Origin of the sequence: Buttiauxella warmboldiae, from assembly GCF_003818135.1 — a bacterium.
Classification (GTDB): Bacteria; Pseudomonadota; Gammaproteobacteria; order Enterobacterales; family Enterobacteriaceae; genus Buttiauxella; species Buttiauxella warmboldiae.
The window spans coordinates 29,344-53,866 of sequence record NZ_RPOH01000061.1; the positions used below are offsets into that span (position 1 = coordinate 29,344).

The window sequence follows — 24,523 nt, forward strand, 5'->3', positions numbered from 1 at the left end:
TTAGTTATTATTCCCTCACCCTTGAAGGTGAGGGAATTGCTCGAGTTAGTGACTCGCCGTCTTCACAGGCTCTTTGGACTTCTTGTCGTTGCCAGCGATGAACGGGCTCCATGGCTGGGCGCGAACCGGTGTCTCGGTCTGCCACACGACGTTGAACTGACCGTTGCCTTCGATTTCGCCAATCATCACCGGCTTATGTAGATGGTGGTTGGTGGCATCCATCGTCAGCGTAAAGCCCGACGGTGCGGTAAAGGTCTGCCCGGCCATCGCCGCCCGTACCTTGTCCACATCGGTGGTGCCCGCTTTCTCTACCGCCTGCGCCCACATATGAATACCGACGTACGTCGCTTCCATCGGATCGTTGGTTACCACGGTGTCAGCATTCGGCAGCTTGTGCGCTTTGGCATAGGCTTTCCATTGGGCGACAAATGTTTTGTTGGTTGGGTTATCCACGGACTCAAAATAGTTCCATGCTGCCAGGTTGCCGACCAATGGCCTGGTATCGATACCGCGCAGTTCCTCTTCGCCCACCGAGAATGCCACTACCGGCACATCGGTGGCTTTCACCCCCTGATTTGCCAGCTCTTTGTAGAACGGCACGTTAGAATCACCGTTGATGGTGGAGATCACCGCGGTTTTGCCGCCAGCGGAGAACTTCTTGATATCGGCAACGATGGTCTGGTAATCGCTGTAGCCAAACGGGGTATAAACCTCGGCGATGTCTTTATCCTGAACGCCTTTGGCGTGCAGGAACGCGCGCAGAATTTTGTTGGTGGTGCGCGGATAAACGTAATCGGTCCCCAGCAGAAAGTAGCGTTTCGCCGCCCCGCCGTCTTCGCTCATCAGATATTCCACCGCCGGAATCGCCTGCTGGTTCGGTGCCGCACCGGTATAGAAGACGTTTGGCGACATCTCTTCCCCTTCGTACTGCACCGGGTAGAACAGCAGGCCGTTAAGCTCTTCAAATACCGGCAAGACGGATTTGCGCGAAACTGACGTCCAGCAGCCAAACACCACCGCTGTTTTATCCTGGCTCAGCAGCTGACGCGCTTTTTCGGCGAATAGGGGCCAGTTAGATGCCGGGTCAACCACCACCGGTTCGAGCTGTTTGCCCAACACCCCACCTTTGGCGTTAATTTCGGCAATGGTCATCAGCGCTACATCTTTGAGCGGCGTTTCAGAGATAGCCATAGTGCCGGAGAGCGAGTGCATAATCCCCACCTTGATGGTGTCGGCCGCCTGCACGCTAAAGGCCAACCCCATGCTGATAACGGACGCGGAAAGTGCAAAAGCTTTAACAAATGTACGACGGTGCATAGTCTTCACTCCCAAAGTGTATTAACGGATAACCCCATGTTTCGCCTGATGAAGCATGTGGAGAGTAATCTGCCGAACCTCTTTCTGACTTGCGGCAATATGGTCGTATAAGCAGCTTTGTGCCTCCTGAAGCTGACGGTTCAAAATGGCGAGCAGTATCTGCCCATGTTCAAGATAAGTGGCACTGACGCGCGGCCGTTTGGTGAAGTCCAGCCGCCGGACAATGCGAATCTTTTCGGTAATTTCCCGGTGTACCCGCGCCATTTCCGGGTTGCCTGCCGTTTCAACCAGCGTCATATGAAAAATCTCATCGTGACCCGCAACCTGAACGCCATCCGGCAGCTGCGGCGCATCAATCCAGAACTGCCTGAGCGCCTGCAACGGCATCGGATGCACTTCAGCAGGCAAGGCGCACAGCCGTTTTACCGCCTCCAGCTCCAGCACGATGCGCAGATCGTAAAGCGCCTCCAGATGATCGAAATCCACGGCTTTAATCTGCCAGCCGCTGCGTGGCTGCACTTCGACATACCCCTCCTGCTCCAGCGCATACAGCGCCTGGCGCACCGGTGTCCGGCTTGCGTCCATGCGCAGCGCGATATCGTTTTCGCTAAAGCGCTCGCCTGGCAGCAACTGGAAATCAAAGATCTCCTGCTTGAGCGAGCGGTAGATACGCTCGGCAACGCCCTCGGGTTTCTTATTCACACCGCGTCCAGCCACAACAGTGCATCACCCGGCCCAACCGGACGGCCTTGCTGGCAGCTGATGCGGATAACGGTGCCGTCGCACGGGGCGCAAACCAGCAGCTCCATCTTCATCGCTTCCACCACCACCAGCGGTTCGCCCTGCTTCACGGCCTGCCCAGCTTCGACGAGGATCTTCCAGATATTGCCGTTCAAATCCGCGCTCACTAAATGGCCCTCCTGCTCCTCAACCACCTCTTGTTCAGCCGACATCGCGCTGGCCACGGCAGCGTTCTCCTGCTCTTTCCAGTTCGCCACTTCCCGCTCAAACGCCAGACGCTGGCGGGTGCGGAATGCGGCAATATCGTCGGCGTTATCACGCAGAAACGCGTTGTAAACAGCGAAATCAAATTCCACCTCTTCAATACGAATCTGCGCGCGTCCTGCGCGAAATGCGCTGCGGAATTCAGTAAGTTCGTCTTCTGTCACCGGATAGAAACGCACCTGGTCAAAGAACTTCAGCAGCCACGGCTCATCGCCAAACTGCTCGTTCTTGAGGAACTTGTTCCAGATAGGTAAGGTGCGTCCCACCAGCTGGTATCCTCCCGGCGAGTCCATACCGTAGATGCACATATACATGCCGCCAATGCCGACGGTGCCTTCGGCAGTCCAGGTGCGCGCCGGGTTGTATTTGGAGCTCAGCAAGCGGTGGCGCGGGTCGAGCGGGACGGCGCAAGGGGCGCCGAGGTACACATCCCCGAGGCCGAGAATCAAATAGCTGGCATCGAACAAGATTTGTTGCACCTCGTCGCGGTGCGCCAGCCCGTTGGTGCGCTGAATGAAATCAACGTTATTCGGCAGCCAGGGGGCATCAGCGCGCACGGTTTGCTGGTAACGCTCCACGGCGGCAAGAGTGGCACTGTCTTCAAAGGCCATCGGCAAATGCACAATGCGCGAAGGGATTTTAAGTTTCGTGACATCACCGAGCTGCTTTTCCAGCCCAAGCAGTAAACAGAGCAGCTGCGACTGGGAAATACGCTGGCCGTCGTAGCGCACCTGCAGGGAACGCACGCCAGGCGACAGCTCTTCAATGCCATTCACACCGGCCTGTTTGATGGCCTGCATCAGCAGGTAAATGCGCAGACGCAATGCCAGATCCAGCACGTTGTCGCCGTATTCAATCAGCACATAGTTATCGCCCGCCTGGCGATAAACTACGGCGGGTAAATCACCCTGTGCCTCAAGCCCGGCGAGGATCGCCGCACTGGAGGTGGTGGTCGGCGCAATTGACGGGTGCAAATCCGGCAGCGTTAACACGTGCAAAAGGTTGGTCACGGCCACGTCCTGAGCAATCTCCAGCGACTGGGCATGTTCAAAAGTGATGGCATGGAAGCGAATGCGGTCCCCTGGCTTCACCTGCCCGACTTTCCACTGTTCGGCTTTGGCAATCGTCACCGGGCAGACAAAGCCGCCGAGGCTTGGGCCGTCGCGCGTCAGGATCACCGGGAAATCACCGGTAAAGTTCACCGCGCCAATGGCATATTCGCAGTCATGCACGTTGGAAGGATGCAGCCCCGCCTCGCCGCCGTCGGCACGCGCCCACTCCGGTTTCGGGCCAACTAACCGCACGCCGAGGCGGTTGGAGTTGTAGTGAACCTGCCATTCGGCCTCAAAGAAGCTCTGCATGGATTCCGGGGTAAAGAAATCCGGTGCGCCATGCGGCCCGTACAGCACGCCAATCTCCCAGACGTCGCTGTACTGCGGGATAACCGCCGGTTCCGGGGTTTGCGGCAGGGAAATCGGGGCCGGTGTGGTGCAGGCGGGTAAACACGGCTGGGAAATAGCCAGCACATCCGCCACGCGCAAGGTGCGCCCGGCGTGGCCGCCAAATTGCCCGAGAGCAAAAGTCGAACGGCTGCCGAGATACACCGGCACATCAATGCCATTACGCACCGCCAGATAGGTACGGCAACCGGACGTGGCGCGGCCCAGTTTCAGCGTCTGGCCAGCTTTAACAACCACCGGTTGCCAGTAAGGAACGGCTTCATCATCAAGCGTTGCCGGGCAATCCGCACCGGTTAATGCGATGGTCGCCGCACTATGGAAACGAAGCGTTGGCCCCTGCAGGGTGAATTCCAGCCCGGCCGCGGATGGATGGTTGCCGACAATACGGTTGGCGAGGCGAAACGCGAAATCGTCCATGGGGCCAGATGGCGGCACGCCGATATCCCAGTAACCGAGACGGCCCGGGCTGTCCTGCACGCTGCTCCAGGTGCCGGGCTCCAGCACTTCGATGGCCTGAGCCTGATAAACCACGCTATCAAGCAGGCGTGTCCACATGACTCCCGCCCTGAATTCAGCCAGCTGAACGATTTGGCGCAGGTAATCGAGGTTGGTGGCAATACCGTGTAAACGCGTGGCGGCAAGCGCCGTGTTCAGTTTACTTAACGCCTGCTGACGATCGTCGCCATAAACGATCACTTTGGCGATCATCGGATCGTAGAAGGCGCTAACTTCACTGCCGGTGCTTACCCAGCCGTCAACACGCACATCTTGCGGGAAGTAAACGTCGGTCAACACGCCAGGGCAAGGCTTAAAGTTTTTCACAGCATCTTCCGCGTAAATCCGTACTTCAATGGATGCGCCTTTTGGCGCTTGCGCCAGCCGCTGCCAGTCAAGCGTCACGCCTGCGGCAACGTTGATCATGCACTCAATTAGATCCAGCCCGGTGACCATCTCCGTTACCGGATGCTCCACCTGCAGGCGGGTGTTCACCTCAAGGAAATAGAAGGCGTCACGCGCCGCATCGTAGATAAACTCCACCGTGCCCGCGCTGCGGTAATTCACCGATTCGCCCAACGCGATGGCGGCGGCGTGAATCGCTTCACGCGTGGCTTGTGGCAGGTTCGGCGCGGGTGTCTCTTCAACAACTTTCTGGTTACGACGCTGCAGCGAACAGTCTCGCTCCCCCAGGGCCACCACTTTGCCTTTGCCATCGCCAAAAATCTGCACTTCGAGATGGCGGGCGCGATCGACAAAACGCTCGATAAACACGCCGTCGTCGCTAAAAAAATGCTGGCCCAGACGTTTTACGCTCGACCAGGCCTCAACCAGCTCCGCTTCATTTTCACAGCGTGTCAGCCCAATACCGCCGCCCCCTGCGGTGGTTTTCAGCATCACCGGATACCCCATTTCCGCTGCCGCCAGCTGCGCTTCCTGCAGCGTCAGCAGCAGGCCGGTGCCTGGCGTCATCGGCACGTCGGCTTTAAATGCCAGTTCGCGGGCGCGGTGTTTCAGGCCAAAGTCGCGGATTTGTCCGGCGGTTGGGCCAATAAACACCAGTCCGTTATCAGCACAGGCCTGAGCAAATTCGGCGCGTTCCGACAAAAAACCGTAGCCGGGAAAGATCGCCTGCGCCCCGCAGGCCAGCGCTGCCGCGATGATTTTGTCGCAATCAAGATAGCTGTCGGCCGCTTTTTCGCCGCCCAGCGCAATGGCAATATCGGCATCGATGACGTGTTGCGCATTGGCGTCGGGTTCGGAGTAGACCGCAACGCTGGCGATCCCCATTTTTTTCAGCGTTTTAATCGCTCGAACGGCAATTTCACCGCGGTTTGCTATCAATACAGAGCTAAACATGATCGTCTCCTCAGGTGCTATGGTGGCGGGTAAGCCAGGCTTTCCAGCCACCCCACGCGGTAATATCCGTGGCGTCATGCAGGGCTGCGGATTCGCAAATAAACCCTTTCACATGGCGTCCATCCTCAAGCGTCAGGGTGCCGATCCCGAGCGGTGCCGGGATCTCCGCTACAAACTCACCAAAACGAGCCAGGGGGATATCCCATAGCTCCACGGCAATCGGCTGCCCGGCCTCGCTTCTGGCAAGGCCTGGTTTTGGCGGTTGCGTATTGGCAAGCGCGTAAAGGCGGTAATTCGCAGCGGTGCGAGACTCTTCGATAAATATCGCATTACGGGCGGTGAGCTGGTGGTTAAGCGGCATGCCGCGCAGATGTGCGCCGACAACTGCAACGCGCACATGGCTTGCAGATGTTTTTTCGGCAGCGCCCGCAGGTAGCGTTTTATCGGTGGCGCCCAGCGGCAGGTTTAGCGCCTGCTGCCAGCCTTTGCCAAAGTGGCTAAGCGCCTGGTCGTGCCATGCAGGGGCGATAAGCGTGATACCGGCAGGCAAACCGTCGGCGCGGAAATCCCCCGGCAACGCCAGCGCACAAAGATCGGCCAGGTTGGTGAAGTTGGTATAGGTGCCAAACTGCGAGTTGTAGCGCACCGGCTGCTGCGCCATTTCAGCAAGGGTGTGAATGGTTGGCGAGGTGGGCACCACCAGCGCATCAAATTCACCGAGCTGCGCGTTAATTTTCTGTGCCAGCTCCGCACGCGTATATTCCGCCTGCCAGGCATCGCAAGCGCTGTAATTCAGGCCGCTTGCCACGATGTCGCGCACGGTTGGGTCCATCGCCTGCGGCTGATTTTTTAAAATCTTACCCACCGCAACGGTACGTTCGGCCACCCACGCGCCTTGATAGAGCTGTTCGGCAAGTTGGCTAAAAGCAGTGAAATCAATCGGCACCAGTTCTGCGCCCTGCTGCTCCAGGCGCTGTAGCGTTTTGGCAAAAGCCGTCGCGCTGAGCGTATCGCCAAAAAATTCAGGCTGGTCGGGAATGGCGAAACGCGGCTTTTGATGAAAACGCGCGGGTGCGGTCTGCGGGTTTTTGCGGGAATACGGATCTTGCAGATCGTATCCGCCCGCCACTGTTGCCACTGTTTCTGCATCTTCCACGGTTAAGGCGAATACTGAAACGCAGTCATTCAAACGGCAGGCTGGCACCACACCCACGGTGGAAAGCCACCCTTTGGTCGGTTTCAGGCCAACAATATTGTTAAAAGCCGCGGGTACGCGCCCGGAGCCTGCGGTATCGGTACCAAGCGCGAAGCAAACCAGCCCACGCGCCACCACCGATGCTGAACCTGAACTGGAGCCGCCGCTGACATAGTCCGGATTAAAGGTGTTTTTTACCGCGCCAAAGGGTGAGCGCGTGCCGACAAGCCCGGTGGCAAACTGATCCAGGTTGGTTTTACCCACCACAATGGCGCCAGCCGCTTTCAGGCGCGCAATAACCGTCGCATCTTTGTCTGCCCGATAGCTAAAAGCAGGACATGCGGCGCTGGTGGGCATCCCGGCGACATCAATATTATCTTTCACCGCAAAAGGCACGCCTAATAAAGGAAAGTCGGCGGTTTGTTTTTCACCAGAATTAATCATCTGGAAAATTGTGGTTAATTGCGCGTGGATTTCGTCATGTCTTGCAATATATATCCAGGCGTTATCATCGCGGGATATCTCTGCATCCAGCTGCTGATATGCCGCCACAAGCTGTTGCGGGTGCAGGCTGTAGCTCGCGACCCATTCAGACAAAGTTGCTACTGCCATAAACTGGAATCCCATCTGGTATACAAGATGAGACAGATAAAGCACTAAGCGTGCCAAATATTTATGCTATTGATAATAAATGATATTTAAATAATAATGAGTTTTTTAAATAGTTAATTGCACTACTTTAGCGCGCTATTTAAATTTATTTCCTCAGGACGGTGCAGATAAACAATGCCATATTGTTTTCTTATAATACTTGCGTAAAGAAATAAGGCGGAATTTCCGCCCTGGTTTAAATAATCTTACCGCCTTTGGTTAAACTTTCACGACGCTGCTCGGCATCCGCTTTATGATGGTGCCCTTTTTGTACAATCGCCGCCCGCAAACGCTGCTGTTGCGCATAGCGATCTTCACGGCTCAGTTCGCAATCATCGCTCAACTCAATCAGCAGTTCATTCATCTGTTCAATAACATTTTCTGCCACCGCCGCGTCTACGCGTGCAATAACTTCTTCAAGGTGTGCCATCGCTTTCTCCTTAGTTTTCGTGCCGCCACCCTAACCTTTTCAGGCCAGGAATCAATAATTTTGTAGACCGTCATGTTTTTCGCAGAATGCCGCCAAAGCACCAGCTAATGCTGAAGGGTTTTCCCATGACATGCAGTGCCCGCAGTCGGGTAAAACCGTTGTCGTAATGCTCATGGTTTGAATTTGCGTAAAGTCATCATCAGGTAAAGATCTCTCACCAAAGATAAGCGCTTGTGGTTTTTTCAACCGGGCAAACATTTCCAGCCAGTGGTTCCCGGAGATCAAGTTATTCGCGCCCCGCCACACCGCATAAGGTGCGGCGGCCGCTAAACTTCCCGCCCACGGCCCACTTTCTGCATCGATCATCGCGTGGTGAAGCGTTGCTACGTAATCCCGTTCGCCAGTGCTGCAGATCTGCTGACTGAAAAAACCGCCCCCGGGATGGAAATTCGGTTCCGAGATAATCAGCCCGCATAACTTGTCTGTTAAGCGTTGTGCAGCCTCAATGCAGATACTTCCCCCCATACTGTGGCCATAGATAAATAACGCTGTCAGTTGGAGATGAGAAATCAGCTCGACAATCACTGCCGCCTGCTGCGCAATGGAATAGCTGAAGTCGTCGGGTTTTTCACTGTAGCCGTAGCCTGGGAGATCGAGAAGAATTGCCCTTCTTCCGGCAAAGTTTTTATCGACAACTACGCGAGGGTATTCATAAGAAGAGGCACATCCAAGACCATGAACAAACAGCATTGGTGTTCCTGTTCCTGGGAGATCCAGCCAGCGCACGCAGCATTTTGCTACCGTGGAGAAAAAGGTTTCCATACTTTAATCCTTCGAAGGCGTCTGAAACGATGTACCCAGTATTTTATTCATATTAATGCCGGTAACGCCAAAACCGTTAGATTCGTAGATCCGCATTGCTTGCTGATTATCAGCCGCCACCCGGAGTTTAATCTGCTTAAATCCTTCCTGAATAAGCAACGCTTCCAGAGATTTCATCGCTTCACTACCCCATCCGCAACCACGGAATTGGGGAAAGAGATAAAAGTCGTTGATGTAAGCAGATCTCAGTTTATAGTCCAGTTTGTACCACAGATATCCAATATGTTGTTCTTCACCCAAGTGGGTCTGTGTAATACATACGACAACCTGCCCAGCCGTCTTTTCACCGTCAGGTAAACTGGCATCGATTTCTCGACGGGCCTGGAGCAGAGCTTCCGCCTGAGGTAACTGATAATTACTGGCGATATCAGTTGCATAATCCACAACAAAATAATCAACAAAGGCCAAAAAATCATGGCTTAACATGGGCTTGAACGTAATCATTTCTCATCCTTGTCTTTGACAGGTCCGGTAGGTCATACTACGCATTCCGGTAGGCATCAACCATAATGCATTCAATTTCTATTTTAAGAAATTGCTGCCGTTGAAGCTAATACTGTAACCCTTCACATTGCTACGAGTGGCATAGAAAGTTTTATCATTCACCAGCATGCGGCATTAAAGTCACTTTTGACACCACCGCAACCGAGTACCTCATCCCTAAGGCGATTGTCTCGTCTGGACCAGTAATAACGACAATTATTCAACACCCTTTTGGCTTCTTGTGAACGCTAATCATCAGCACAAAACAGAGTTCTCCCCCGAAGACTTAAGTGCAATCGCCCGAGAATTAGAAAAAACACCCGTCTCTTCCGCCGTTTAGTTGGGCAAAGTTGCAGTAGAGTGGCAAGCGTGAAGATGGCTCATGCGGAGCCGAAACAGCAGGATGGATGAGACGTGGCAAAAACATTATTGCGCAGCGGCTGCCTTGATGACTTCCTTTCGCTTGGCGAAAACGGGCAGACGGTGTTTGACTCAGCGCTACAAATTCGCGAAACGTTACGGCTACGTAGACAACAGGCGGTGGTCGCGAGCCTCGCGATCCCTCAGCCCAACGATGAGGGCGACCGGGTTGACTGGTATGCGCCATACGAAGGGACCGTTGTCAGCTGGGCGGCAGCAAGTGAAGAGCAACGCAAAAATGCCCTGCGCTATCTCGATAATTGCCGGGCCAACGTCGCCTCGCTGAGCCAGCGCTGCCAGCAGGCAGAAAAAACCGCCATTCAGCTTTTTGGTTCGCTGCTCGCCAACGCGTTGCAGTTTCCCGGCAGCCAGCATGTTTATCTGATCGATGGCAAACCGGTGCTCACCTTCTGGGGCTTTGTCACGCTCAACAGCAACGCCCGCCCCGATCCGCTGGACTGTTTGCGGAACGACGAAGAACACGAACCGGTTATCGAACGTCTGCCGGAACCACCACCCACCGCGCCGCCGGTCCTGGTGTTAAGTGAACCGGATGAGCCGCTCTGTTCCGTGGCGGTGCAAACGCCTGCGCCCCCGCCAATTGAGGTGCCGCTTGCGGAAGCTGTTCCAGAAAGTAAACCGGCCAAAAAAACAAAACGCTGGTTGTTGCCGGCTGCCACAGTCGCTATTGCCGGTATTGCCGCCCCGCTCACTTATTACCTGGTTTCGGCTCCGCATGCCGAACCCGTGGCGCAAGTTGCCGCTAAACCGCAGGCTATTGCCCCTGCGGCCCTTCAGGCAGAGCCGGTGGCTCATGTTTCCACCCTGCCGGTGGCGCTGGCGGAGGTGGTTGAACCGCCGGTACCTCAGCCAGAGCCTGTCGCCGTGGACTCTGCGCCTGTTGCTGCTGTATCAAAAGGCGCGCTGATTTTACCGCCTGACTCGCTAAAGATTGGCTCAACTAAATTCCTTAACGGCAGCTGGCGCGTGACCATCAACGTACAAGACGCCATCACCGGCAAGCCGCCGACGCTGCGTTATCAGATTGCCAGTAACAAAGGCAGCGTGCGCCTGGTGCATGGCGACAACATCGCCTGCAAAGCGGAAGTCTTCTCAGGATTAATGCAATCGGGCACGCTGATGATCAAAACCCGCGGCAATGCGCGTTGCAGCGACGGCTCGCGTTATCCGCTGCCGGAAATATCCTGCAAACCTGGCGAGAACGGCGTGGCCGAGTGCAGCGGGCGCTACGCGAATGACACCGTTGTCCCTGTGACGTTTAAAAAAGTGGATGATTAATCGATGCTTGCCACTCTCTATCCCTATAAGCCGAGCGTGACGCTCATCAAAGACAGCGGTATTCAGTTTCTGGATTTTGGCCTCGCCCCGCAGCCAAACGCTCCCCATACCGGGCGCTTCGTGCGTAAAACGGCAAACGGCCCGCTGCTGCGTCTTGATTACGATATTGTGCCGGGCAAATTTACCCTGCCTGGCGCTCAGGGTGCCGCCCCCGAAGTGGTGAAACCGGAAAGCACTGTTACGCTGGGCCATTCGCTAAAACTGCTGGATAAAACCTGGCTGCCGCTGCCGTTTCTGCGCTTTAACCCGCCGCGCACTTTTGTTGGCGGCCCGGACAACTGGGCGCGGGTACAGATCCGCAGCCTTGATACGCCTGATTCGGCTGGCAACACCGTGCGCGTTACTATCGCACTTGATACCAAAATCCTTACCGATGACCACCCGGCAGCCCATCTCACGCCCACGCAAAGCGACGTGCGTAACGGCGCGCGATTTTCCCTTGCCTGGCACAACGAAGAGATTCACGATTTTATCGATCAGACCTGGGTCGATGGCTGGCTGCGTGAAGTGTTCAGCCAGTTTGCCACGCGCCATGAATCCAGAAGCGAACGCGAAATCAGCAACGCGCTGAAAACCTTCGAGTATCAGGCGCACTATCTCAATATTATCGAGATGCTCGGCGCGCAGCTTTCGCTGCCGGAGGTGAAAATTGTTACCGCCACGCTGCAGGCACCGGCGATCCCGGTCGATCTGGTGCTCGACGTGGGCAATACCCATACCTGCGGCGTACTGATTGAAGATCATGGCGCAGCCAACGACGGCCTGCGTCAGACTGCCGAACTGCAAATTCGCTCGCTCAGCGAGCCGCAAACCATTAACCAGGCGATGTTCACCAGCCGCCTTGAGTTCTCGGAAGCCCGATTCGGCAAGCAGCATTTCTCGGTAGAAAGCGGCCGTGACGATGCATTTGTCTGGCCATCGATCGTCCGCGTTGGTGATGAAGCACGGCGCATGGCATCCACCCGTCTGGGTACCGAAGGCGCAAGCGGCATTTCCAGCCCGCGCCGCTATCTGTGGGACGAAACGCCTGCCGCTCAGGACTGGCGTTTCAGCCAGATGGGCGCGAAAACGCAGCGTGAACCGCTGGCGACCGCTTACCCCTTAATGAACCTGATGAATGACGACGGGCAACCGCTCTATGCCCTGCCGCTGGAGGAGCGCCTGCCGGTGTTCTCACCGCAGTACAGCCGCAGCTCGTTGATGACGTTAATGCTGTGTGAGCTGCTGGCGCAGGCGCTGATGCAGATTAACAGCGTTGGTTCGCGCCAGAGCATGGGCCATCCTAATGCGCCACGCCAGCTACGCCATCTCATCCTCACGTTACCGTCAGCGATGCCAAAACAAGAGCGTGAAATCTTCCGCCAGCGCATGCAGGAAGCGGTGGGTCTGGTGTGGAAAGCGATGGAATGGCACCCGGTCGATGACGGTTTTAACAGCGAGCGGGATTTCCAGAAAAGCGTGGTTCCGGTGCCGGATGTTCAGATGGAGTGGGACGAAGCCACCTGCGGCCAGCTGGTGTGGTTGTATAACGAAGCGCTGGTTAACTCTGCCGGACAGACGGGGAACCTCTTTAACCGCCTTGCTCGCCCCGATCGCCAGTTAGCCGCCGGCGAACAGCCGGGCAGAACGCTGCGCGTCGCCTCCATTGATATTGGCGGCGGCACGACCGATATGGCGATCGTGCAATATCATCTTGATGACGGCGTGGGCAGCAATGTGAAAATCACCCCGCGCCTGCTGTTCCGTGAAGGCTTTAAAGTGGCCGGTGATGACATTTTGCTGGATGTGATCCAGCGCTGCGTGCTTCCGGCTCTTCAGGCACAAATTCACCGGGCAGGCGTGGCTGATACCTCAGGGCTTATGACCACATTGTTTGGCGAGTCCGGGCGCATGGACACGCGCGGCACCCTGCGCCAGCAAACTGCGCTGCAACTGTTTATCCCGCTCGGCCACGCGGTGCTGTCGTACTGGGAGAACAGCGATCCTGAGGATCGCCATGCCACGCTTGAAGCCACCTTTGGCGAGTTGCTCACCCAGCGCCCAACCGATAACGTGATGAATTATGTTCAACAGGCGGTGCAGCACGCGCTGCCTGCTGACGCCCCGGCGTTCGATCTGTTCAGCGTGCCGCTGCACGTTGAGCTGGCAGCATTACAGGAGGCACTGCTTGCCGGGCAGTTCACCCTGACCGCGCCGCTACAGGCCTTGTGCGAGGTGATAAATCACTACTGCTGCGATGTACTGCTGGTCACCGGGCGGCCGGGCTGCCTGCCAGGCGTACAGGCGCTGCTGCGCTACCAGCAGCCAGTACCGGTAAACCGCATCGTCTGGCTGGATAACTATCAGACCCACGAGTGGTATCCGTTTAGCCAGCAAGGCCGCATCGGCAACCCGAAATCCACCGCGGCCGTGGGCGCCATGCTGTGTAGTCTGGCTATGGATCTGCGTCTGCCGGGCTTTAATTTTAAAGCCTCCGATATTCAGGCGTACTCCACGGTGCGTTATCTGGGCATGCTTGATGGCAACAATATGCTGGCTGATAACAACGTCTGGTATCGCGATATCGATCTCGACGATCCAAAAGCCACCCTCGACACCCGCCTGCATTTCCCGCTGCGTGGCAATGCCTGCCTCGGTTTCCGTCAGCTTGAGGACGCCCGCTGGCCTGCAACCCCCTTATATACGCTGGCGATTAACTCGCCGCAGCTGGCAAAAGAGATTGCCGGTGAAGGGGTACTGAACGTGCGCCTGCAGCAAACCCGCGAAGCCGACGCCTTTGTGCTGGCGGAAGCCTGGCTGCAGGACGGCAGTAAAGTGCCGCTCAGCCAGCTGAGTTTCAAATTAAACACCCTGGCAGGAAGCTATAGCGGTGCCAGCCATTACTGGATCGACAGCGGGAGCCTGTATCAAAAATGAATCCATTAACCTCAACGCTGCTCCCCTTAGTGGAGTGGGTACAACAGACGCGTCACGCTGCCCCACGGCTAGAAAACGAAGCCGATGGGCTGCTGTACAAGCTGGCTGCGCTTCAACAGCGTCAGCAGCAACTTGACTTACAGGCGGAACAACCACTCACCCTTGGCCTGTATGGCCATTCGGTAGCCGGTAAGCACCATCTGCTGACTACGCTGCTGGGCGATAATCATCAACGCATCGAGATTATGCTCGGCGACAAAGTGTTGGATTACCTGACGCACATTAACCCCGGCCATGCGCCTGCCGTTGCCGTGCGTTTTACTCGCCGGGAATTGCCGGTTGCACAGCATTATCCGCTGTTTATCACCTTGCACCACGCAGGCAGCCTGGCCCAGCGCCTGATACGTCAGTATCACGCCGCGCCTGCAGCCCGTGTCGCTCAACCTGATGTGCTGGCAGCAAAACTCAAAGAACTCCAGACGAAGCGCCAGGCACAGCCGCAGCCTGGGTTGGCGCAGCTGGCCGCTATTGCGCAAACTTATCAGCAAGTCGTGCGTCGTCAGCATCACCTGGATAGTACGCTGTGGCAGCAAATGGCTGAATTGCTGCCGTGGCTTAGCCGTGCCGACCAGGCCGCGCTGCTGGCCCCGCTGTGGGGCGACAACGCCGCGCTCACCGCCAGCTGGCTGCGCCTTGCTGAAACCTTGCATCATTTGGGCCACGCGACGCAGGTTCTGGCCCCTGCCAGCCTGCTGGTGGATACTTTCCTGCTGCCCGTGGAAGGTTTTTTGATCCCCACCACGCCAGAAGGCGCGGAAATCAGCGCCGAGGTGATGGTTTGCCCGCTGATAAACCAACAGATAGCCACTCAGGTCAGCCTGGCGCAGCAAGATTTGCAGCTGTTATGCGCCGAAATCACGCTTTCGCTCAACTATCAGCCGCGTCTGGCACTGGTCGATGTGGTAGATATTCCGCTCACACAACTTGACGATTACGCCCGGTCCCTGCAACCCGATAAATTGCTGCTGTGCAATGCGGTAACCGAGCGTCGGGAAGTCAATGCGACAGGTAAAATGCTGGCGCGCTGGGTGGATCAAACTCAGGCCAGCAACGCCGCCACGCCGGGTTTGATCTGGGCGATCACGCCGCGCGATGCCCGTTTTAACGGTGCTAATCTTGATGAGAGCGTGCAGCGCATCATCGGCCTGCCGGGTAAGCGCTGGGGGACATTGCAGGCGCTGGACAGCCGCAATATGCAACGTTTGCTGGAATGGCTGGGCGATGCGCTGGTTCCGGCACAGCGTGCGCTGCACATTGAGATGTTGCAGGCCGCGCTGAATACGGAAATCAGCGCGCTGTTCAGCCATATCACCGACGGCGAAAATATCACTCCGGAACGCGCACGGGCAGATGCCGAAGAGTTAGTGCGCGCGCTGCAATCCCACGCCGCACAGCATGGTGAACTGCTGGCCAGCCTGCTGCCGGAACGCCATACGCTACAACAACGCTGGGTGAGCTATCAACAACAGCGCCACCAACAGCCTGCCGGATTTACGCTGGATATCGACCTGTTCGCCGACGTTGACCACCATGACCACAGCCCGCGCAGCCAGGCTAGCTTTGGCCGCGTGGTGCATCTGCTGTGGATTAACCATCTACGCCAGTTAGCCACACACCGCGAAGCGGCCCATTTTTCCGGGCTGGATAACAAGCAGCGCCAGGCGCTTTGTCAGCTGTTGATTGTTGCCAGCTATCGCCTGAACCTGCCTGAGCAACTGGAAGCCGCTTTGCGCCACGGCAGCGGCAGCATGGCACAGGAAATTACCTGCGCAAGTGCGGTATTAGGCGATTTTGTAAGCTGGCTGGGCTATGCCCATGTTGATCCCGCTTTACGCCCGGCAAGCCGGGTGAACAAAGGGGCAACGGTATTTGCACCGCAAAAGCAGGCGACTGCACACGCACGGCTGGCGCGTTTAGGCGACCAGCCCACCCGCGGCAACACGCTGTATGTCTACGACTGGCTGGTAGCGCTCTACACCCGTGCCTTAGAGAATATTGACTATCACCATCCGCAGGATGTGAGCGCTGAGCAGCGAACAAAGCTGAAGCAGCTATTGGCTCGTTAAGTTTTATGGGCTGGATAAGTGTCGTGGCACCCACTATCTATGGGGTGTAATGCGGCTAAATTTGCTGGAAAAGAAGCGATTTCTCACTACACGATGAAGCGCAGATGCCTTTCGGCGGCGTAAAAGACTCAGGCTATGGGCGTTTTGGTGGCCTTGCAGGAGTGCGCGAATTTACCGAACTACGCTGGATAACTATGCAGACGCAACCGTGGCCACTGCCATTCTGACGAAAGTGACAAAGGTGGATAGTTCACGCTATCCACCTTACAGATTTACTTAATCCAACGGTTATTGTATTCCCACAAACGATTGAAGTTCATATCATCAAGATTGCGATCCGCAGCGTTATTGCCGCTAAAAGGTCGCGCGGTAGTGGCCGCGCTGCCTCATGGCGACAACGAGTCATAACCCGCATCAATGGTGGAGTTCATTACCACCGTCTGGCTGTTCGACGTTTTTCCCGGTAAATAACCGGTCGCTTTCGGCCTTGATCCCAGGTGCGCCCCAGTTTTGCAAAGTAACTTCAAAAACTGATGACTGGAATGTCTAGTGAAGATGAAAAAAACTGGTGTAGTATTTAACATGCAAGCAAAGCCATTAGATGGCAAAGTTACAGCCAGGGTAGCATGGTGCGGGTGAAGTATGTATAAGCACCGGGTGACGCTTTTGGCACCAACTGGGAATACGGAAATCGGTGAGAAGTTATGATAGGAATATTTAATATTAGCCGCGTTGGAATGAAAGAGCGTTATCAGGGAACGGGCAGACTCGCAGGTGAGGTTCTCATCATTTCTGCTAAAACTCCCCTATATGGTAGGCATGATCTGCACTGTGATCTTGCGAATCCTGATAATTCAAAGTGTTACTATTATGAAACTAGTAATCAACCTGAACCCGTAAAGGCAAAAATAACAATTACAATCCGAGATGAAGAGTTTATTGAGCTAGTTTGGAGTGAAAATTCAACCCACTGGGAAATTGAAGGCTCATTATTCTCTGCGCAATTTTAAGGCTCACTTTATCCCGCTAATTTATTATTCGAATTAGCGGGATACTATCCTGAACCTTAAAATTTATTAGGTATAATCACCAACCTGTAAGTTTAAATACCGCAAGCGTATAGCTGAAAGCTCTATGGCGCTCTCCAGGTTGAGTTCTTCAGACCCAGGCGCCACTTATCGAGCCTGAATATATTGGGCTACCTTAATGCCATCAACCGCCTGCTAATTTCACTTTCATGCCTTTAGCTTCCAGCAGCGCTTTAATCAGATCGCGTTTATCGCCCTGAATCTCAATAACGCCGTCTTTTAACGCCCCTCCGCAGCCACATTTTTTCTTCAGCTCGGCGGCGAGCTTCGCAAGCTCTGCGTCATCAGCATCGATACCGGTAATCAGGCACACGCCCTTGCCTTTGCGGCCGCTGGTCTGACGTTGGATGCGTACTATGCCATCACCTTTAGGGCGGGCGACAACGGCTTCAGGCTCATCGATACGCCCGCTATCCGTTGAGTAAACCAGGCGGCTGTTGTCGTCTTTCATCATGCCCCCTGCTGTAAAGATGCGCGAATTTCACGCAATGTCTCAGCCGGGTTAGCCGATTGGGTGATCGGACGCCCAATGACCATATAGTCCACTCCGGCGCTCTGCGCCTGCTGTGGCGTCATGATACGGCGCTGATCGCCGGCATCACTTCCCGCAGGGCGGATACCCGGAGTAATAAGTTTAAAGGCCTGTCCCAGCGCGCTTTTAAAACGTACCGCTTCATGTGCCGAACATACCACACCATCTAAACCGCAGTTTTGCGTCAAACGCGCCAGGCGTTCTGCATATTCAGCAGGCGTGGCGGTAATACCGAGATCGGCCAGATCGCTCGCCTCCATGCTGGTCAAAACCGTGACCGCAATCAGCAGCGGCGCATCCTGACCAAATGGCAGCAGCGCTTCACGTGCAGCACTCATCATGCGCGCCCCGCCGCTGGCATGCACGTTTACCATCCATACGCCCAGCTCAGCCGCAGCGGCAACCGCATGTGCGGTGGTATTCGGAATATCGTGAAATTTTAAATCGAGAAAAACATCAAAACCACGCTGCTGGATGTCACGCACCAGCTGCGGCCCGAACAGCGTAAACATCTCTTTGCCTACTTTCAGGCGGCAATCACGCGGGTCGATACGGTCGATGAATGCTAAAGCCTTGTCACGATTATCGTAATCAAGTGCGACGACAACGGGAGAATCGGTGGCAACACGGGAGGAGGATGACGCAGTTGAATTCATGGCTAAACCTTCTGATGTTGGGCGGCATTGCAACGCAGTAAGACAAACGGCAAGCATTCTACCCGCGGGGCACGCAAAATTACAGGCGCCATTGCACTCTGGCAGACATAAACGACTCGGTGCCGAGGGATGTCTGATATAAAACCTAATAGTATGTTGTAACTAATGCGCGGCTTTTTTTTTAAAGACAGGCTTTACTGCCCGTCCAGGCCACGAATGGGCTTAATCGTTGACCATGCCCGGCAGGATGGGCAGTGCCAGTAAAGGGTAAAAGCGGTGAAGCCGCATTTCTGGCAACGATAACGCGGCTTTGTACGCACCTGCTCGCCAACCATATCGCGCAGCACCATCAGGCTCTCTTTCGCACGCCCTTCTTCTGCGTCCTGCAGGTGATAATCCATCAGGCGATGGAAGACACGCATAGTCGGATGACGCTGGAGCTGGCGGTTAATATAGACCTGTGCGACTTCAGCTCCCTGTTTTTGCTCAAGGATCTCGGCCAGCATCAGCTCGGCGCCCGCACCGGTATTCTCTTCCACGCAGCGTTTTAAGAACGCTTCCCACTCCTCAGTTTTATCCAGCTGTTGATAGCAGGTCTGGAGCATTTCCAGCGTTTCGCTAACCAGCGCGCTATCCTGATCGATAACGCGCTGTAGTGACTCAACGGCCTTAGCGTATTCGTGACGCGCCATGAAAATACGGCCCATCATGATAGAGACTCGGGCACAGTTTTTATCTGCCGCCGCGCCCTTCTTTAGCAACGACATCGCACGATCCAGATCGTCGCTGCCCATCAGCTGCACCGCTTGTTCACAATAGAAATGGGCAATTTCGGTACGCTGCTTATCTTTACCAAGCTTCACCAGGCGTTCTGCCACTTCAATGGCTTTTTGCCAGTCGCTGGTGGCCTGATGGATCAGCAGCAGCTGTTGCAGCGCGCCAATGCGAAAATCGGTTTCATCAATCAGTTGGGCAAACATATCTTCAGCCCGGTCATACAACCCCGCGGCCATATAGTCACGACCCAGCTGTTGCACAGCCAGCAAGCGCTGCTCGTAGCTTAACGAGGCACTTTCCATTAACGACTGGTGAATTCGGATGGCGCGGTCCACTTCACCGCGAGAACGGAACAAGTTACCCAGCGTAAGGTGGGCTTCAACGGTGCTGGTATCTTCCTTGAGCATATCAAGGAACAGGTCGACGGCTTTATCCTGCTGGTTTGACAATAAGAAGTTCACCCCTGCCACGTAGTCACGCGACAGGCGGTTGGCCTCTTGTTGTTTATCCTGTTGCGCGCTTCTGCGCCCCATATACCAGCCGTAAGCGGCAGCAACAGGAAGCAGCAGAAACAACAATTCCAGCATCGCAGGTTATTCCTTCACAGCCGGTACTGCGACTGTGGTGGTCTCAGAGCCAGCAGCTATTTGCTGCTCAAGACGCTTAATCTTACGGTCGGCACGCGCCAGTAGCACACGCATACGCAGCCAGAACAGGCCGCAAATCAGCCAGCCCAGTAAAAAACCTGCGGCAAAAAGAGTCGCCAGTAAGGTGGAAACGCGGTATTCGCCTTGTGCCAGCAGATAGTTGAAATTGACTACCCGATCGTTTTGCGCGCCCAAAGTGACAGAAATCACAAAAATCGCTAGCACCAGTAAGAAAATGAATAAGTATTTCACATTGCTTCCCGTCATGTGGTCTTACGCGACTAAATTATGCGCTAATGCTTTTCCAACGGTATAAGCTACCATTTCCCGGCAGTTCGGGGAATCCATTAGCGCCGTCCAGTTGATAAGAAATGGGGATTAAATCAATAATCTCAAGGTTCGGCATCCCGTTCGGCTATTTCGTCAACTTCTTGCGGCGGCGGCGACAGCGGGCCGCACAGTTTTTGCGCAAGCCAGGTTGCCACGGTGATCAACACCCACGAGATAAGGGTTGCCACTACCAGATCGCGCGGCCAGTGCATGCCGAGCACTAACCGGCTCCCCATCACGCCGGTTGCCCAGACCAATAACACCGCAATCGCCCAGGTGCGTCTGCGCGGCCACAGCAGTCCAACACCGAGTAATGCCCAGCTTGCAGCAAACATCGTGTGCCCTGACGGAAACGCAAAGCCGGTCTCTTTTTGCCAGTGTTGTCGTAGCCAGCCGGGCACTTCAGCGCGCGTGGCAAGCTGGCTTTTAACCAGTTCGCTACGCTGTTTACGTTTTAAATTGTAGAACTCATCTGTCGGAATATGCTGTGTTTTTTCAAGCCACACCACGAAAGGACGCGGTTCCTGAACTTTGTCTTTAATGACCGATTTAACGCCCTGCCCGATAAGAATAGCGCCGCCGAGAATGGCAAACAGCATCAGCGCGGCTTTTAAGCGAAATCGCAGGCACCATAAAAACCAGCCGCATAGCAAAACATGAGTGATGATGCCCCAGGGTTTAGTCACGGTTTCCGTCACCCAGTACATCATTTTAAGCCAGCCACCGTGCCCGCCAGGCACCCATTGCCACCCGGAAACCCATACGGCTAACGGCATGATTAACAGCAGCCCGGCCCCCATTGTCGTTCGCTTCGCTATTGCCCGCATCACTTATCCTTATGCAATTTGAGCAGCAAGAATACCTGAATAGCGCACCGATGGGAAAACGTGATGTTTCACGAAGCGTAAAAATAGACGCACGTCAGTCAATTAGGTGAAGTGCCCGCCATTGTGGCAAAATAGCCTGTAATAATTTAACAAGCCAGACCGCTGGCAGGCACGCTGAGTGCCACGATAAGTACCTGGAGAATCACATGCAGCTTAAACGTGTGGCAGAAGCCAAACTGCCAACCCCATGGGGCGACTTCCTGATGGTGGGCTTTGAAGAACTGGCAACCGGCCAGGATCACGTGGCTTTGGTTTTTGGTGAGATTAGCGGGAATGATGCTGTTCTGGCACGCGTACATTCTGAGTGCCTGACGGGCGACGCCCTGTTTAGCCTGCGCTGCGATTGCGGCTTTCAGCTTGAGGCGGCGCTTACGCAGATTGCCGAACAAGGCTGCGGCGTGCTGTTGTATCACCGCCAGGAGGGGCGCAACATTGGCCTGCTGAATAAAATTCGCGCCTACGCGCTGCAGGATAAAGGCTACGATACGGTTGAAGCTAATCATCAGCTTGGTTTTGCCGCCGATGAGCGTGATTTCACCCTGTGTGCCGATATGTTTAAATTACTGGGCGTTGATGGCGTGCGTCTGCTGACCAATAACCCGCGTAAGGTGGAGATCCTCAGCGAAGCGGGAATTAACATCGTTGAGCGTGTGCCGCTGATCGTCGGGCGCAACCCGAAAAACGCCCATTATCTGGACACCAAAGCCGCTAAGATGGGGCATTTGCTGTCGGAAGATTAAGGGGTATTCTCCCCCATCGCTGGGGGAGAATTTTCGCTAGTTCAGCATATTGCGAATAACATAATGCAGGATGCCGTCATTTTTAAAGTACGTCAGCTCATTGCCGGTATCAATGCGGCACCGGCACTCCACCACCTCTTTTCTCCCGTCCGCAAAGGTTAATGAAACCGGAACCGTCGCCGCAGGCGTCAGGTCGTTCAGCCCGCTGATATCAACAAGCTCCTCACCGGTCAGCCCCAGCGTTTTTCGCGTCACCCCCAGCGGGAACTCCAGCGGCAGGATCCCCATCCCTATCAGATTGGAACGGTGGATACGCTCAAATGACTCAGCAATAACCACACGGACCCCAAGCAAACGCGGCCCTTTCGCCGCCCAGTCACGGCTGGAACCTGAGCCATACTCTTTGCCGGCAAACACCGCGAGCGCAATCCCTTTATCGCGATATTTCATTGCTGCGTCATAAATGGAGGTAACTTCGTTACCCGGCAACAGCCGCGTCATTCCCCCTTCTACGCCAGGCACCATTTCATTACGGATACGAATATTGGCGAAGGTGCCACGCATCATCACCTCATGGTTACCCCGGCGCGAACCATAGGAATTAAAGTCTTTGCGCTCAACGCCATGATTTTGCAGATAACGGCCAGCCGGGCTATCGGGCTTGATGCTCCCGGCGGGGGAAATATGGTCAGTGGTGACCGAATCGCCAAGCATCGCCAGCACGCGCGCGCCATGGATATCCTGCAACGGTTTCGGCGTGGCTTCCATATCATCAAAGAATGGCGATAGCCGAATATAGGTGGAGTCGCTCTGCCAGCCATAGGTATCTGAGCGATCGATCTCAATGTTCTGCCATTCAGGCGTCCCCTCAAAGACCTCGGCATACTCCTTATGGAACATTTCCGTGGAAACCTGCGCGACCGCGCGGGCAATCTCCTGGCTGCTCGGCCAGATATCTTTCAGATAAACCGGGTCGCCTTTGCGATCGTGCCCAAGAGGATCGGTGGTGAGATTAACGTTCATATTTCCGGCGAGCGCATAAGCCACCACCAGCGGCGGTGACGCCAGCCAGTTAGTTTTCACCAGCGGGTGAATACGCCCTTCAAAGTTACGGTTTCCGGACAGGACCGCGCCAACGGTAAGATCCCCTTTCTTGATCGCATTTTCGATAGGCTCGGGCAGCGGCCCCGAGTTACCAATGCAGGTGGTACACCCGTAGCCCACCAGGTTAAAACCCAGCTCGTCAAGATAGGGCGTCAGACGCGCTTTCGCCAGATAATCCGAAACCACTTTTGAACCCGGCGCCAGTGAGGCTTTCACCCACGGCTGGCGCTTCAGACCCAGTGTTACCGCTTTTTTCGCCAGCAGGCCCGCCGCCATCAGAACGCTGGGGTTCGAGGTGTTGGTACAGGAGGTGATGGCGGAGATCACCACCGCGCCATCAGGCAACTGGTATTCACGTCCGCCCATGATGTAATCAACCGGGGCGCGATCTTTATGAGCCGTATTAAGTTCCAGCTCATTACTGGCGTTAAACGCTTTTGGCACATCTCCCAGCGCAACGCGATCCTGCGGGCGTTTCGGCCCGGCCAGGCTGGCTTCGACCGTATTCATATCTAACGCCAGCATGCTGGTGAATACCGGCTCATCGCCGGTGTTTCGCCACATGCCCTGCGCTTTTGCATAGGCTTCAACCAGCGCAACCTGATCTTCAGTGCGTCCGCTCAGGCGCATATAGTCCAGCGTCACGGCATCGATCGGGAAGAAACCGCAGGTTGCGCCATATTCAGGTGCCATATTGGCAATAGTCGCACGGTCAGCCAGCGGCAACGCGTCCAGCCCATCGCCATAGAACTCAACAAACTTGCCCACCACCCCATGTTTACGCAGCATTTGCGTGACCGTCAGCACCAGATCGGTTGCCGTGATGCCTTCGCGCAGTTTGCCATCAAGCTTAAAGCCGACGACGTCCGGGATCAGCATCGAAACGGGCTGGCCAAGCATCGCCGCCTCAGCTTCAATGCCCCCAACGCCCCAGCCTAATACGCCGAGGCCATTGATCATCGTGGTGTGGGAATCGGTGCCCACCAGCGTGTCAGGGTAAGCCACCAGCTCATCGCCCTGCATTTCGCTCCACACCGCTTTCCCGAGATACTCAAGGTTTACCTGGTGGCAGATCCCGGTACCCGGCGGCACGACGCTAAAGCGGCTGAAGGCTTGCTGCCCCCAGCGCAGGAAGACGTAACGCTCGTGGTTGCGCTCCATCTCCAGGCGAACGTTCTCTTCGAACGCATCGTCATCGCCGAAATGGTCAACGGTAACAGAATGGTCAATAACGAGGTCTACCGGGGAGAGCGGGTTAACTTTAGCAACATCGCCGCCCAGCCGTTTTACCGCTTCACGCATGGCGGCTAGATCCACCACCGCCGGCACGCCGGTAAAATCCTGCATCAGCACGCGGGCCGGACGATAGGCAATCTCGCGTTCGGCATGGGCATCTTTAAGCCAGCCTGCCAGGGCATGAATATCATCCTGAGTTACGGACTCCTCATCCTGCCAGCGCAGCAGGTTTTCGAGCAGCACTTTTAGCGACTTGGGCAAACGGGTGATCTCCCCAAGCTCCTTTGCAGCCAGCGGCAAACTGTAATAATGATAGGTTTTACCCAGCGCCTGTAACGTGTCCTTACTGGCTTCTCGTAGGGTTAACGACATAGCTCCTCCTTAAATTTCTTAGGATAGCGGTATCCCTGACTAAGATCGGGGACAGT

18 protein-coding genes and 2 pseudogenes are annotated in these 24,523 nt (G+C 55.4%); 6 read left to right on the forward strand and 14 right to left on the reverse strand.

Going from position 1 to position 24,523, the window contains the following annotated elements; translation table 11 throughout:
• Positions 1–45: 45 nt before the first annotated feature.
• The 7 genes from urtA to EHN07_RS14115 all read right to left on the reverse strand — a co-directional run bounded on the left by urtA (position 46) and on the right by EHN07_RS14115 (position 9,238).
• Complete coding sequence (gene urtA / locus EHN07_RS14085) at positions 46–1,317, reverse strand: urea ABC transporter substrate-binding protein (RefSeq protein ID WP_124024726.1); 1,272 nt, start codon at positions 1,315–1,317, stop codon at positions 46–48.
• A 21-nt stretch (positions 1,318–1,338) separates the two neighbouring features.
• Entirely contained in the window at positions 1,339–2,019 is a 681-nt protein-coding gene (locus tag EHN07_RS14090; RefSeq protein ID WP_124024727.1) for a GntR family transcriptional regulator, read from the reverse strand.
• Positions 2,016–5,636, reverse strand: coding sequence for an urea carboxylase (gene uca, locus EHN07_RS14095; RefSeq protein ID WP_124024728.1), 3,621 nt, complete (start codon positions 5,634–5,636; stop codon positions 2,016–2,018). The genes EHN07_RS14090 and uca overlap by 4 nt, the downstream gene beginning before the upstream one ends.
• Before the next feature lie 10 nt (positions 5,637–5,646).
• On the reverse strand, positions 5,647–7,443 hold the full coding sequence (atzF, locus tag EHN07_RS14100) for an allophanate hydrolase (protein ID WP_124024729.1): 1,797 nt from the start codon (positions 7,441–7,443) through the stop codon (positions 5,647–5,649).
• Between the two features lie 235 nt (positions 7,444–7,678).
• On the reverse strand, positions 7,679–7,912 hold the full coding sequence (locus EHN07_RS14105) for a DUF2526 family protein (RefSeq protein WP_124024730.1): 234 nt from the start codon (positions 7,910–7,912) through the stop codon (positions 7,679–7,681).
• A gap of 51 nt (positions 7,913–7,963) precedes the next feature.
• Positions 7,964–8,734: an alpha/beta fold hydrolase gene (locus tag EHN07_RS14110; RefSeq protein WP_124024731.1), complete on the reverse strand. Its 771-nt coding sequence runs from the start codon at positions 8,732–8,734 to the stop codon at positions 7,964–7,966.
• Between the two features lie 3 nt (positions 8,735–8,737).
• On the reverse strand, positions 8,738–9,238 hold the full coding sequence (locus EHN07_RS14115) for a GNAT family N-acetyltransferase (RefSeq protein ID WP_208646998.1): 501 nt from the start codon (positions 9,236–9,238) through the stop codon (positions 8,738–8,740).
• Between the two features lie 453 nt (positions 9,239–9,691).
• Between EHN07_RS14115 and EHN07_RS14120 the strand changes: the two genes are divergently transcribed.
• The 4 genes and pseudogenes from EHN07_RS14120 to EHN07_RS14135 all read left to right on the forward strand — a co-directional run.
• A complete protein-coding gene (locus EHN07_RS14120) occupies positions 9,692–10,996 on the forward strand; it encodes an SrfA family protein (protein ID WP_124024732.1) in 1,305 nt (434 codons plus the stop codon).
• Between the two features lie 3 nt (positions 10,997–10,999).
• Positions 11,000–13,972, forward strand: coding sequence for a virulence factor SrfB (locus EHN07_RS14125; RefSeq protein ID WP_124024733.1), 2,973 nt, complete (start codon positions 11,000–11,002; stop codon positions 13,970–13,972).
• The gene (locus EHN07_RS14130; protein WP_124024734.1) at positions 13,969–16,098 is read left to right on the forward strand and encodes a virulence factor SrfC family protein; all 2,130 of its coding nucleotides are present in this window, start codon (positions 13,969–13,971) and stop codon (positions 16,096–16,098) included. The genes EHN07_RS14125 and EHN07_RS14130 overlap by 4 nt, the downstream gene beginning before the upstream one ends.
• Positions 16,099–16,181: 83 nt before the next feature.
• Positions 16,182–16,325 (forward strand): annotated as a pseudogene (locus EHN07_RS14135) (aldehyde dehydrogenase family protein); the annotation flags it as partial.
• Positions 16,326–16,370: 45 nt separating this feature from the next.
• On the opposite strand, the pseudogene EHN07_RS20695 reads toward EHN07_RS14135, so the two are convergent.
• Positions 16,371–16,612 (reverse strand): annotated as a pseudogene (locus EHN07_RS20695) (acyl-CoA thioesterase); the annotation flags it as partial.
• 190 nt (positions 16,613–16,802) lie between these two features.
• Between EHN07_RS20695 and EHN07_RS14140 the strand changes: the two are divergent.
• Entirely contained in the window at positions 16,803–17,108 is a 306-nt protein-coding gene (locus tag EHN07_RS14140) for a hypothetical protein (protein ID WP_124024735.1), read from the forward strand.
• A 202-nt stretch (positions 17,109–17,310) separates the two neighbouring features.
• Here the strand turns inward: EHN07_RS14140 and yciH are convergent, their stop codons facing one another.
• From yciH to pgpB, 5 genes are all read right to left on the reverse strand, one after another.
• Positions 17,311–17,637, reverse strand: coding sequence for a stress response translation initiation inhibitor YciH (gene yciH / locus EHN07_RS14145; RefSeq protein ID WP_124024752.1), 327 nt, complete (start codon positions 17,635–17,637; stop codon positions 17,311–17,313).
• A complete protein-coding gene (gene pyrF / locus EHN07_RS14150; protein ID WP_124024736.1) occupies positions 17,637–18,374 on the reverse strand; it encodes an orotidine-5'-phosphate decarboxylase in 738 nt (245 codons plus the stop codon). The genes yciH and pyrF overlap by 1 nt, the downstream gene beginning before the upstream one ends.
• A 194-nt stretch (positions 18,375–18,568) precedes the next feature.
• A complete protein-coding gene (gene lapB, locus EHN07_RS14155) occupies positions 18,569–19,738 on the reverse strand; it encodes a lipopolysaccharide assembly protein LapB (RefSeq protein WP_124024737.1) in 1,170 nt (389 codons plus the stop codon).
• Positions 19,739–19,744: 6 nt separating this feature from the next.
• A complete protein-coding gene (locus EHN07_RS14160; RefSeq protein WP_124024738.1) occupies positions 19,745–20,050 on the reverse strand; it encodes a LapA family protein in 306 nt (101 codons plus the stop codon).
• A 140-nt stretch (positions 20,051–20,190) separates the two neighbouring features.
• Complete coding sequence (pgpB, locus tag EHN07_RS14165) at positions 20,191–20,955, reverse strand: phosphatidylglycerophosphatase B (RefSeq protein WP_124024739.1); 765 nt, start codon at positions 20,953–20,955, stop codon at positions 20,191–20,193.
• A gap of 206 nt (positions 20,956–21,161) precedes the next feature.
• Between pgpB and ribA the strand changes: the two genes are divergently transcribed.
• Positions 21,162–21,755: a GTP cyclohydrolase II gene (ribA, locus tag EHN07_RS14170; RefSeq protein WP_124024740.1), complete on the forward strand. Its 594-nt coding sequence runs from the start codon at positions 21,162–21,164 to the stop codon at positions 21,753–21,755.
• Positions 21,756–21,791: 36 nt separating this feature from the next.
• Here the strand turns inward: ribA and acnA are convergent, their stop codons facing one another.
• Positions 21,792–24,467, reverse strand: coding sequence for an aconitate hydratase AcnA (gene acnA, locus EHN07_RS14175; protein WP_124024741.1), 2,676 nt, complete (start codon positions 24,465–24,467; stop codon positions 21,792–21,794).
• Positions 24,468–24,523: the final 56 nt, after the last annotated feature.